The organism is Brevundimonas pishanensis (genome assembly GCF_022750635.1).
In the GTDB taxonomy this organism is placed as follows: Bacteria; Pseudomonadota; Alphaproteobacteria; order Caulobacterales; family Caulobacteraceae; genus Brevundimonas; species Brevundimonas pishanensis.
Genome location: NZ_JAJKBG010000005.1, coordinates 115875 through 127564 on the forward strand (window position 1 = coordinate 115875; position 11690 = coordinate 127564).

The 11690-nt window shown below is 63.3% G+C and carries 12 protein-coding genes; 2 read left to right on the top strand and 10 right to left on the bottom strand.

Annotated elements, in window-relative coordinates:
• Positions 1-43 precede the first annotated feature (43 nt).
• A complete protein-coding gene (locus tag LOX95_RS10880) occupies positions 44-2908 on the bottom strand; it encodes a PAS domain S-box protein (protein ID WP_242914508.1) in 2865 nt (954 codons plus the stop codon).
• A 214-nt stretch (positions 2909-3122) separates the two neighbouring features.
• On the opposite strand from LOX95_RS10880, the gene LOX95_RS10885 reads away from it, so the two are divergent.
• Positions 3123-3599, top strand: coding sequence for a Dps family protein (locus tag LOX95_RS10885; protein ID WP_242914509.1), 477 nt, complete (start codon positions 3123-3125; stop codon positions 3597-3599).
• Between the two features lie 127 nt (positions 3600-3726).
• The gene (locus LOX95_RS10890; protein ID WP_242914510.1) at positions 3727-4899 is read left to right on the top strand and encodes a cell wall hydrolase; all 1173 of its coding nucleotides are present in this window, start codon (positions 3727-3729) and stop codon (positions 4897-4899) included.
• Here LOX95_RS10890 and LOX95_RS10895 read toward each other — a convergent pair.
• The 9 genes from LOX95_RS10895 to LOX95_RS10935 form a co-directional block, all read right to left on the bottom strand.
• Positions 4896-5192, bottom strand: a complete 297-nt coding sequence (locus LOX95_RS10895; protein ID WP_242914511.1) for a hypothetical protein — start codon at positions 5190-5192, stop codon at positions 4896-4898. The genes LOX95_RS10890 and LOX95_RS10895 overlap by 4 nt on opposite strands.
• Positions 5193-5243: 51 nt before the next feature.
• Positions 5244-6218 (bottom strand): thioredoxin-disulfide reductase, encoded by a 975-nt coding sequence (gene trxB / locus LOX95_RS10900; protein ID WP_242914512.1) that lies wholly within the window; start codon positions 6216-6218, stop codon positions 5244-5246.
• A gap of 48 nt (positions 6219-6266) precedes the next feature.
• Entirely contained in the window at positions 6267-7511 is a 1245-nt protein-coding gene (locus tag LOX95_RS10905) for a DUF2254 domain-containing protein (RefSeq protein ID WP_242914513.1), read from the bottom strand.
• Positions 7512-7589: 78 nt separating this feature from the next.
• Positions 7590-8639, bottom strand: a complete 1050-nt coding sequence (locus LOX95_RS10910) for a hypothetical protein (RefSeq protein ID WP_242914514.1) — start codon at positions 8637-8639, stop codon at positions 7590-7592.
• 106 nt (positions 8640-8745) lie between these two features.
• Positions 8746-9762, bottom strand: coding sequence for a mitochondrial fission ELM1 family protein (locus LOX95_RS10915; protein WP_242914515.1), 1017 nt, complete (start codon positions 9760-9762; stop codon positions 8746-8748).
• The gene (gene greA, locus LOX95_RS10920; protein ID WP_242914516.1) at positions 9753-10226 is read right to left on the bottom strand and encodes a transcription elongation factor GreA; all 474 of its coding nucleotides are present in this window, start codon (positions 10224-10226) and stop codon (positions 9753-9755) included. The genes LOX95_RS10915 and greA overlap by 10 nt, the downstream gene beginning before the upstream one ends.
• A 156-nt stretch (positions 10227-10382) precedes the next feature.
• Positions 10383-10628, bottom strand: a complete 246-nt coding sequence (locus LOX95_RS10925) for a hypothetical protein (RefSeq protein ID WP_242914518.1) — start codon at positions 10626-10628, stop codon at positions 10383-10385.
• Positions 10629-10746: 118 nt separating this feature from the next.
• Positions 10747-11415 (bottom strand): glutathione S-transferase, encoded by a 669-nt coding sequence (locus LOX95_RS10930; RefSeq protein WP_242914520.1) that lies wholly within the window; start codon positions 11413-11415, stop codon positions 10747-10749.
• Between the two features lie 17 nt (positions 11416-11432).
• The gene (locus LOX95_RS10935) at positions 11433-11648 is read right to left on the bottom strand and encodes a cysteine protease (protein WP_242914522.1); all 216 of its coding nucleotides are present in this window, start codon (positions 11646-11648) and stop codon (positions 11433-11435) included.
• Positions 11649-11690 lie beyond the last annotated feature (42 nt).

The window sequence follows — 11690 nt, forward strand, 5'->3', positions numbered from 1 at the left end:
ACGGCACCTTGAGCCAGACCTTCTATCGGGGTCTGGCTCTTTTTTATGCGCGTCGGGGTTTAAGCACGGCGCGAAGCTGGCTGGGAGTATAGGGCTTGGGCAGGAAGGCCCAGGAGGTATTGCGCAGGGCTTCGGCCTCGCCCGGGAAACCGGAGGACAGGACCACGCGCATGTTGGGCCAGACTTCCGAGACACGGTTGGCCAGTTCGATGCCGCTCATCCCGCCGGGCATCAAAATGTCGCTGAGCAGAATGTCGAAGGTCTCGTTATCCAGCCGCTTCAGTGCCTCGGCGGCATTGGGGACACGTTCGACCTGGAGGCCCTCGCCGCTCAGCACGGCAGCGGCCAGTGCGGCGACGTCATGGTCGTCCTCGACGAGCAGGAGACGCTCGTTTTTCGGGGGCTCCGCGGAGGCGTCCTGATCCGGTTGGGGGTGGACGATGACTTCGTCGGACAGGTCTGCGTCGGGCGTAGGGGCTAGGCGCGGGTCGAGCCAAGGTAGGAACAGATTGATGCGCGTGCCCTTGTCCGGCTCGGACTGGATGGAGATGGAGCCACCGCTTTGGCGGGTGAAACCATAGACCTGTGACAAGCCCAGACCCGTGCCGTGTCCGACGCCCTTGGTGGTGAAGAAGGGCTCGAACACGCGGCGCTGGACGTCCTCGGTCATGCCCGAGCCTTTGTCGGCGACGGTGACGCGGATATAGCGACCGGGCAGGAGGTCCGACGGGTGGATGGCAGGCTTGGTCGACTTGGGCGCAGGCGCAGGCGTGCCGAGCGGCAGTTCGGGATCGGCCAGCGCAGGTACGCTATAGTCTGCCGTCTCCACGCTGATGCGGCCATCGGCTGGCGAGGCGTCGCGGGCGTTGACCAGAAGATTGATTAGCGCGGCCTCGAACTTCGCTGAGTCAACGAGAACGGGTGCTGGGCCGCTCTTGAGCTTGAAGGTCAGGGTCATGCCGTCGCCGACCGCCTGATGCAGCAGGGGCTCGCCTTCTTTGATGAGGGCGTTGATATCGGTCGAGGACGGGCGAAGCGTCTGGCGACGCGAGAAGGCCAGCAACTGGCCCGTGAGACGCTCGCCACGGCGTGCGGCGGCGAGGGCCGCTTCGACCATCTTCTGGCGGCGGGCGGGATCTTCGGTTTTGCGGATGATCTCCAGACCCCCCATGATGACGGTCAGCAGATTGTTGAAATCGTGGGCGACCCCGCCGGTCAGACGACCGACCGCTTCGAGGCGATGGGAGCGGACGAGATCGGCCTCGGCCTTGGCCTTTTCAGCCAGAGCGGCGCTGACGCGTTCTTCGAGCAGTTCGTTGATGCGTTTCAGGTCACGCTCGGCGCGCTGGCTCTCGGTGGCATCGACGCTGACGCCGGTGAAGCCGACCAGAGTGCCGCTGATATCGTAACGTGGGGCGGCCTCGGTGCGGATCCAGCGCTCGCCATAGGTCGGGTGGCAGATGCGGCCGAGGAAGGAGAAGCGGCGCTCTTCGCGGGTGGCATCGGCGAGGGTCTGGTCGAAGCTCGGCAAATCCTCGGGGTGCGTCATCGAGCGCAGCGTCGAGAGCAGGCGATGGGGCGGCATGCCGCCGAAGACGCGGCGGAAGCGGTGGTTGCCAAACTCGGTATTGCCCTGTGCATCGACCATCCAGATGACGGCAGGGGCGCTGTCGGCAATGGTGCGGAAGCGGGCTTCGGACTCTTGGATGCGGGCGGCGGCTTCGTGGGTCTCGGTGATGTCGAAGGCGGTGCCGATCAGGCCGATGCGGTTGCCATCGCGGTCATAGCGAGGCTGGTGCATCGAACGCAGCCAGCGCCACTGGCCGTCGTGGCGACGATAGCGGGCCAGCATGGTGAAGGGCTCGCCGCTGGCCATTCCGGCCATAAAGATACTGCGGGTCCGGTCGAAGTCCTCCGGATGGAGGTAGGATTGCCAGTCATCAGGTGTGACTTCGTCCAGTGAGGTGCCGGTGAACTCCAGATAGGCCCGGTTCACAAACCGTCCGTTGTGGGAGCTGTCGGTCAGCCACAGCATGACGGGCACGGAATCGGCGATGGTGCGGAAGCTGTGGCGGGTCTCGGACAGGGCGTCTTCGGCCTCGCGGGTGGCGGTGATGTCGAGGATGATCGCCAAGACAGCGTAGGACTGGCCGTCGTTGTCCTGAAGGGCGCGAACATCGACAAGGGCGCGGACGATGCCACCGTCGGGGCGGATGTAGCGCTGTTCAAGCTGCCAGCTGGTGCGCTCCATCCGTGCAGCAGTGTTGATGTCGTAGCGCAGGCCGTCGAGGTCGCCCGGATGGGTGAACTCGATGACGTTGTGGCCGACGATCTGGTCGAGGGGACGGCCGACCATTTCGGCGAAGCGGGCGTTGGCTTCGAGAACCACGCCGGCCAGATCGGCGCGGACAATGCCGGCGGAGGCCTGGTCGATGATGGCGCGCAGTTCGCGTGCGACCGTGCGGTGCTCGGTCATCACTGCATAGAGCTGGCCGTGGGCCAGATGCAGGCGTCTTAGCGAATGACGCAGCGAGGCACCGACCGCGCCGCAGACTGTGCCGATGAGGGCGAAGCTGAGGGCTGAGGGCGGGAAGGGATTGTTCGGAATGCCCAGTGCAGCGCCGTGTCCCATCAGGAAGGACATGCCGAAAATACAGAGTGCAATGGTCAAAAGACTGGCTGCGAAGCCGCCTGCGAGGCCGCTCAGCAGAACCGCGGGGATAAGGAGAGAGAAGCCGACGACATGACCGAGGAAGGGACCAAAGGCGATCCGAAGACCAAAGAAGGCGAGGGTCAGCGCAATGGCAATCGCGATGCGATAAGGCCACGACGGCAAGGGGCCGCCTGCGAGCTGTCCGATGTTGCGGTCTAAAAAGGAGGTGCCTTGATCAAGGCGGGCTTCGGGCATGCGGTACGGTCAGACGTCGACGGGAGGATTTTGGCGGGCGCGGTCGTGTTGAATAATGGCTGACTGTGCAACGCCAAAGGTTGGAGGACGTTCCGTTTGCGGTAGCCGAGTGATGGATGCTGCGATGGCGAATTTGCCGATGCATGTTCCATTTTCAACGTGCGAACCTACATACAGAGCCTAGCTTTCACCGAAGTCATCATAGAGGGGTCAAATGAGCGAACACATCGATACCGGATTTAGCGACAGCCAGCGCGAGGCCATTGCGCAGGAACTGTCGAAGATGCTGGCCGACAGCTATGCCGTTTATCAAAAGACGCATGGTTATCACTGGAATGTGCGCGGGCCGGAGTTCTTCAGCCTGCATGGACTGTTCCAGCAGCAGTACACCGAGATTTGGACCGCGCTGGATGATATCGCCGAGCGTATCCGGGCTCTGGGCGTTCTGGCTCCGCAATCGGGTTCGGCCTTTGGCAATCTGACGTCGATTTCGGAAGGCAATCCGGACAAGTCGGCGCAGGATATGTTGAGCGAGCTGGTGCGTGACCATGGCACCGTTATCAAAACGGCCCGCGCGGCGCTGAAGGTGGCCGAAGAGGCCGGCGACGAGGCGACGGTGGACCTGATGACCCAGCGTCTGGCCGCGCACGAGAAGGCGGCGTGGATGTTGCGCTCCAGCATCGGGCGCTGAGACGCCTCATCAAACCTTAATGTAGACGTCCGAAAACTGCCGGATTGGGCCTGTTTAACAGGCTGTCCGGCAGGGTTCGGGCGTTTTGTCTTTGTTGAAGGTCCCCCGCCTTTTGCTGATGTCGTTGTTGCCACAACCCAAGGAGCGTGACGCGGAAGGTTCGCGTCTGCGTCGGGTGCTGCCTGTCGCGCTGGCGGCGGGTGCGGCGCTGGTGGTGGCCATGGCCAGCGGCATGTCGGCGTGGTCGGAGCCCAAGCTGGACATGGTGCGTACCGCAGAGGCCGTGGCCGAGGCTGCGGGCGGTAGCTATGGCGTCGATGGTCTGGCGGGCGTGATGTCGCGGCTGGACGGGGCGCAACTGGCGCTGGCGCTGCGGCATGATCCGGCGATGGGTATTGCGGCTATTCCCGGCCTGACACCGGGGTGGGAGAGCCTGAGATTGGCGGGTAAGCCGGATCCGTTTGCGACCATCAGCGGTTTGGAGGCTTTGCGGCTCAATGCGGCGACGCAGGGCGATGCGGTGGTCGCCGCTGCGCCGCCCTTTGCTTTCAGGCCGCAGAGCAACGCGGATCGGCAGCGGGCGCTGCGGTGCCTTACACAGGCGGTCTATTACGAGGCGGCGCTGGAGCCCGACGAGGGGCAGGCCGGTGTGGCGCAGGTGATCCTGAACCGCGTGCGCGACCCTAACTATCCCAGCAGTATCTGCGGCGTGGTCTATCAAGGGGCCGAGCGCAATACGGGCTGTCAGTTCACCTTTACCTGCGACGGCAATCTGGCGCGGACGCCTGTGCCGTGGGCCTGGGAGCGCGCCAAGCGGGTGGCCGAGCGGGCGCTTGCCGGAGCGGTCGCTGCCAAGGTTGGATCGGCCACACACTATCATGCCGACTATGTACGTCCGTGGTGGGCCCCCAGCTTGACCAAGGTCTCGCAGACGGGGGCGCATATCTTCTATCGCTGGCCGGGTGCGGCAGGAGCGGTGGCTTCGCTGAGCCAGAGCTATAGTGGACGTGAGCCTGTTATCGACGAGGCGCGCTTTGCCCGTCCGCGCGATGTGGTGACGGCGGCGCTGGCTGATGACGGCATGGCCGAGAAGAATGCCGAACTGGTGCGCGATCTGTTGGGTACCGGCAACCGCACTGTGGAGTTCGAGGGCACGACCAAGATTGTGGGGGCACCCAGCCTTGGCGGGCGGCGTCAGCCGACGGCCAAGGAAATCTCCGACATTAACGATCGTCTGAAGGCGTTCGAGGAAGGGCGCTCGGCGACAGCTGCGGCTCCTGAGACGACGCCTGAGGGTTAAGGCCTATTCAATTGCGCGGCGTGGGCGGGCTGCAGTTGTCGATTTGATAGATAGGCGGTTTGGGCGGCCCGTTCGTCTTCGCTGAAAGGAATGTCGGTGACGCCTTCGATGGGGTGGTAGTCGCCCCAGCCGTAGTGGTCGTTATAGGTCTGGCCCATCTCGTTATAAGTCGAGGCGTGGAAGGCTTTGACGAAGCGGGCGTCCGGTTCTCGCATGACGTCGGCTTGAGCGCTGACGAGGCTGCATTCCATGCTGTCGTCGGTTTCCCAGATTTCGAACAGAAGCGCGGCCATCGTTCACCTTTGCCGTAAAGAAAAAGGCCGCTCCGAAGAGCGGCCTTTGCGTTAGGCAGCTTGAGCCTTTTTGTGGTCTTCCTCGGCGAGGAAGCGGCCCGCATCGAGGGCGGCCATACAGCCCATGCCCGCGGCGGTGACAGCCTGACGGTAGACATCGTCGGTCACGTCGCCCGCGGCATAGACGCCTTCGATGGCGGTCTTCGGCGTGCCCGGCTGGACGACAATGTAGCCGCCTTCTTTCATTTCCAGCTGGCCCGCGAACAGTTCCGACGACGGAGCGTGGCCGATGGCGATGAAGACGCCGTCAGCGTCGATGTGCGAGGTCTCGCCCGTGACGGTGTCTTTCAGGCGCACGCCGGTAACGTTCTTGGCGAAGCCGTCCACGGCACCGACGATTTCCTCGACGGCGCTGTTCCAGACGATGTTGACCTTCGGGTGGGCGAACAGGCGCTCCTGAAGGATTTTTTCCGAGCGCAGGGTGTCGCGGCGGTGAACCAGCGTGACGCTCTCGGCGAAGTTGGTGAGGAAGAGGGCTTCTTCGACGGCGGTGTTGCCGCCGCCGACGACGACGACCTTCTTGCCGCGATAGAAGAAGCCGTCGCAGGTAGCGCAGGCCGAGACGCCGAAACCTTGGTAGGCAGCCTCAGACTCCAGACCGAGCCATTTGGCTTGAGCGCCGGTCGAGATGATGATGGTCTCGGCGAGGATTTCGGTGCCGCTATCCAGCGTCAGGAGGAACGGGCGCTGTGATAGGTCGGCCTTGGTGACGATGTCGTGGATGACCTCGGTGCCGACGTGTTCGGCCTGTTCCTGCATCTGCTGCATCAGCCACGGACCCTGAATGGTCTCGGCGAAGCCCGGATAGTTTTCCACGTCGGTGGTGATGGTCAGTTGGCCGCCCGGTTGCAGGCCTGCGATCACAACAGGATTCAGCGAGGCGCGGGCGGCATAGATGGCGGCGGTCCAACCGGCAGGGCCGGAGCCGATGATGGCGACGCGAACAGTGCGGATGTCTTGGGTCATGGCCCGTATTTAGAGGGTGATTCTTCGCTTCGCCATCTCTGGCTTCGCTTATTTGTGGTCCTCGGCGAACTCGCTCTCCAGACGCTGGAGGTCGCACGGGGCGGTGAGGGCGATTTTGGCGCGCTGATAGGCCATCTCGCCCTGCTGTCGAGCTGCGGCGCGGAAGGCGGGGCTGCCCGACTGTTGAAGCGCGAAGAGCGACTTTTGCAGGCGCAGCTGGATCTCGATCAGGTGGGCACCGTCGCGGGCGGGGAGCATGAAGGCATCCTCGAAAAGGTCGGCGTCGGACAGAGGCGAGACATAGAGGTTGGGGTATTCGACCTCGGCGTCCTCGCGGCCCTTGCCCCATTGGGCCAGCAGGCGGGTCTGGCGGCCGATGACGTCCAGCGCCGTGCCGGGATCGTTGGTGGCGGGCGACAGGGCACGCGAGGCGACCTCGGCCATGACGGCCAGACCGAAACGCGGGTCCTGATCGAAGGTGCGGTTGGCGGCGATGACGAACTGGTCCAGCAGGCGGCTGCGGGTTTCGTTATCGATGGGGCCGACAGCGTACATCAGTACGGTGTTCTCGTAGCAGAAGCTGCCCGCGTTCACTGGGAGGTAGGCGGTGAGGCCGTGCGTCTCGCACAGGCGCGACAGGGCGCTGATGTCGACGAACTGGAGATAGCCGATCTGGCCGGAAAGGATCGGGGTTGCGCCAGCCGGGAGGGTATCGTCGCGCCAAGGATTGGCCCCGAGATAGGGAACAGACAGGCGAAGTTCGATGGCCTCCCACGTGGCGGCCTCTACGCGGTCAATGGTGGTGCCGACACGGCCCAGCGAGATCAGGTGGTTGATCCAGCGCAGGAGCTGCACAACGATCAGGGCGATGACGAGGATGGTGATGACGAACAGGACGGCGCGGCCCTCGTCGCCGTAGGAGCCCGTCCTCAGCACGATGATGCCGACGATGCTGAAGATGAAGGAGCCGATGAAGGTCGACAGCACATTGTGCGTGACCTTGTCTTCCATCAGCAGCTTGGTCGCGCGCGGCGTGACATTGGATGTGGCGGCGCCAAAGGCCGAGGTGACCGCGCCCAGAGAGAAGGTTGTGACGGCCAGCATGCTGGAGGCAATGATGTTCAGCAGGCTGTCGACAGCCTCACGCGAGACCTCGATGGGCAAGGACCACGGGAAGAAGCGGTCTGATACGGTCGCGATTAAGGCTGTGGCGATGCCCAGAACAACGGACAGGATGGCCTGCCACCAAAGCTGGCGGCGGATGCGGCTGAGCAGCCATGTTCCGTATTGCATGGGCAAGCTCCGGACCTGACGGGAAGGCAGGTAAAACCCCGACAGGGCCGGAGGGTTCCGGTGGGGGCGTGTGCCCGCCTAGCCGTTGTCGCGCGCGAAGGTGTAGGCGTTCAGGGCGTACTGCAGGCCTTCGCGCTCGTCATCGCCGCCCCATGCGCGATAGTCGATCGCGCGCAGTCCCTTGTTGAAGGCTGCCAGAACCTGATGTTCTGCATTGGCCCAGGACATGGCGTTGGCGTGCTCGTTCTGGAGCCGCACGCAGGGGAAGCGGTCGATCAGATCGAGGTAGCCCGCGTTCAGCAGATCGACGTTGATGAGGGTGTCGCCGACATCCAGTTCGCCGATATTGGCCAGATTACCGTAGATGTAGGCATAGGCACCACGGGCGTAGATGTCCTTCGTCTGGTCAACGGCCCAGCGGGCGAACTCGTCGAGGGTGGATGCATCCTCGCCACGCCAGCGGGGAAGCAGTTCCTGACCATGTTCGCGAAGGAGCTGCAGGTTGGTCTTGTCCAGCACGAACACCTGTTGGAAAGCAGCGTTCAGGTCGTCCAAGGTGCGGGTCAGGCGGGTCGCCGAAATATAGTACTGGGCGTACCACGGATAATGCTGGGGATCGCAGTCCTTGCCCTCTTCGACGCGGACGGCATCGGACTGGGCCATGAGGGCCTCGCAGCCACGCACGTTCCAGCTGTGGGCAAGGTCCATAGAGGCTTCACCCGTCGCGTCGGACCAGTTTTCGCCGCGCACGCTGTCGGCCACGTTGAAGCAGGCTTCGGCCAGCATCACGGCGGTATAGGGCTCTGGACGGCGGCGGTAGGCTTCTTCGAACGGGGCGACATAGGCCCGTGCCGCGCTGGTGCCGATCAGTTCACCGCAATCACCGAGCCAGTAATGCGAGACGGCGGCCACGCGGGTGCCCCACGGCACGGTGGCGCCACGTGCAATCGCCTCTTTGACCTGATCGGCGTAGGCGAGAAGTGTATCGGCACTTTTAGGGGCGCTGGCCGCCGCCGCGACCAGGGGGGCGCAAGATCCCCACAGTTCCTTCTGGGTCGCGATCCGGAAGCCGTCCGGGGCCTTGATCCTGTTTTTGCGGGGATCTGTTTGCGGAAACAGAAAACTCAAAAACGACACTGAACGACCCTCGGAAAACTCTACTACAAATAGGAACTTAGCCCTTTTCGGATGAACGCGGCCTGACGGGCATGCGTTCCGTCGGCGTGGAAGTATTTCAACGAAGAAGGGCGATTACAGCCTTGGCCGCACGACGGGTTTCGTTAAGCGCGACATAGGTCCAATCCGGCAAGGTACCGTCGAAGGGACGGGTCGCGCCGTGTGTCTCAAGGGCAGCGTGCAGACGTTTGAACTTGGTCTGCGGCCTGATCGGAACCATGGGCAGGACGTGGACCGGCTTGCCGGTGGAGGCAGCCTCGGTGGCCATATTGGCGCTGTCCTCGGTGACGAGGATGTGGTCCGCGTAATGCAGCATGGCAAAGAGCGGGTTCTCGCCTGCGCCGTCCCAAATCATGCCAGGGAGGGCCTTGAGCCGCTGAGTCATGACCGTTTGCGCCAAGAGCGGGGTTCGGCGCGAGAAGGTGACGAGGAGGGAGCCGCCCTTTTCCTCGACCGTCTCTGCGATGAGGTCGGCGAGGACGGCAGCGTGGTCGAGCGTGAGGTCGAATGCCTTGGAGGTGCCGCCGATCATCACCGCGACGCGCGGGTGGGGCAGGGCCTCGATCTGTGTGGCGAAGGCAGGGGCGGCGTCGACCAGCTTTTGCGGGGTGATGCGGTGGGGGCTGCCTAGAATCGACAGGACATTGGGACCGGTGACGTTGTCGTGCTCGGGCGCGACGATCAGGTCATAGGCGCTGTTTTTCCAGCGCGGGTCCTGTGTCTGGACGACGAGGGTCTTACCCTTGGAGGCGGCCTTGATACGCACCGACAGCGGCAGGGTGGCGCGGCCGGTGGCGATCCAGATGTCGGGATGCGGGGTTTTCTTGAGCAGGCCGTCGCCGTGATCCAGCATCCACGGCTGTTTCAGCGCGGACGGCAGGCGGTCGAACATCGGCTTCCAGCGGATGTGGAAGCGGGTGATCTCGGCAGGTGTCTCGGCGTCGATGGCTTCGGCAAGGCCCAGGGACTGGTTCTCGATGCCGGCGCGGCCGTCCGAGACGACCCAAATGGACAGAGGGCGCGTGACATGGTCACGCGCCCCTGAATCCGTTGGTGGTGTGGAGTTTACTTCCACTCGACCTTGAGAATTTCGTAGCCCTTCACACCGCCGGGGGTGTTCACCTCGACCACGTCACCGACCTCTTTCGAGATCAGGGCGCGTGCGATCGGGGAAGAGATCGAAATCTTGCGAGCCTTCACGTCAGCCTCGTCGTCGCCGACGATCTTGTAGAAGGACTCTTCTTCGGTGTCCTCGTCCACGAGGTGGACGGTGGCACCGAACTTCACGGTGTTACCCGAAAGCTTGGCAACGTCGATGACCTGTGCGCGCGAAAGCTTATCTTCGATTTCTGCAATCGAGCCTTCGACCCAGCCCTGACGCTCTTTAGCGGCATGGTACTCGGCATTTTCCGACAGGTCGCCGTGCTCGCGCGCCTCGGCAATGGCGGCGATCACTGCAGGTCGTTCGACCTGCTTGAGTTGCTTCAGTTGATCGTCGAGAGCACGATAGCCCTCGGCCGTCATCGGCACTTTTTCCATTGTGTCGTGAGTTTCTTGCTACGCCCGAAGACAGATGAAAGACAGTAGTCCGGTACGCCTGCGGCCACGGGGCGTTGCATGACCGGGGGTAAGAAGCTGGGCCAAAGCCCCCGAAAAGTCAAGATGGGCGTCTGTCGACAGTGCGTTACGGCCGGATCAGGCCCGGCGCTCGGTGTGCCTGATAACTTTGTTCTGAACCGGCGGCAGCCGGCGCGCGCGCGAGTGGGCGCGGCCCAGACGCACAAGTGCGCTGAACGAGACAATGGCCAGCCAGACCAGTGCCGCAACCCCGATAAGGTTGAAGAAGGTCGGCAGGAAAATCACGCCGCTGGCCATGAATGCGAACATGAAAGCCAGCGCCGCGATCAACAGAATGATCGATGGGAGGACAGAGAGGCGCATACCTCGTTAACGGGTCAAAACCCCTAGAGGTTTCAAGGAGATCACCGGTTGCCCAACCATGTCCGGATCGGGTCGTGATCGTGGCGAACCGGCGTTATTTCAAGACCTGAATGTGGCCTCAGGCGTAGGCATAGTCTCCGCCGCGTTCCAGCGCCCGTTGATAGGCGGGGCGGGCGTGGATCGCCTGAATAAAGTGGGCGATATGCGGATAGGTGGCGGGATCCAGACCGCGGGTTGCGGCCGCTTCGAGGGCAAAGCTCATCATGATGTCGGCCGCCGAGAAGGTCTCGCCTACGAACCATCCGCCTCGGGTCAGGGCTTTTTCTATAAAGTCGAAATGGGTCTTGAGCTGGGGATCGACAAAACCGCGCAGGGCCTTGTCCGAGATACCCTTCACCAGAGGCTTGGCAAGGGCCGGAGCGCGCTTGGGAAGCTGACTAAATACCAGTTTCAGAAGAAGCGGGGGCATGGCCGAGCCCTCGGCGTAATGCAGCCAGTAGGTGAAGTCACGGCGGGCGGGGAAACCCGGAGGCGGGCGCAGGTGGCCGCCCGTGTCGTAGGTGTCCAGCACATATTCGAAGATCGCGCCTGTCTCGGCGAGGATAATGCCGCTGTCATCCAGCAAAGGGGCCTTGCCCAGCGGGTGCAGGGCCTTGAGCGCCGGAGGGGCCAGCATGGTGGCCGGATCGCGCTCGTAACGTTTGATCTCGTAGGGAAGCCCAAGCTCCTCGAGCAGCCACAGCAGACGTTGCGAGCGGCTGTCGGCGAGGTGGTGCACTAGGAGCATGGGCGATCCCTTTGAGTTTACAGGCCGCCTCTGCGGCCACGGCGCGGTGGGTAGGCTCCATACGAGCCGTTAGACGGATTGGATGCGGTTGGGGCCTTGGAGCGCTTGTAGTTTCTCCAAAGCTCCCATGCCCCCAGCGCGAGGGCGAGCTTTCCGGCATTCTTGCCTGCAACGCGGCGGGTGCCGCGGGACAGGAGCAGGGTGCCGATGACAGGCAGCAGACGCGACAACATGGAGCTTCCTTTCGACATACGGTTCGAAAGAGGTAACGGCGC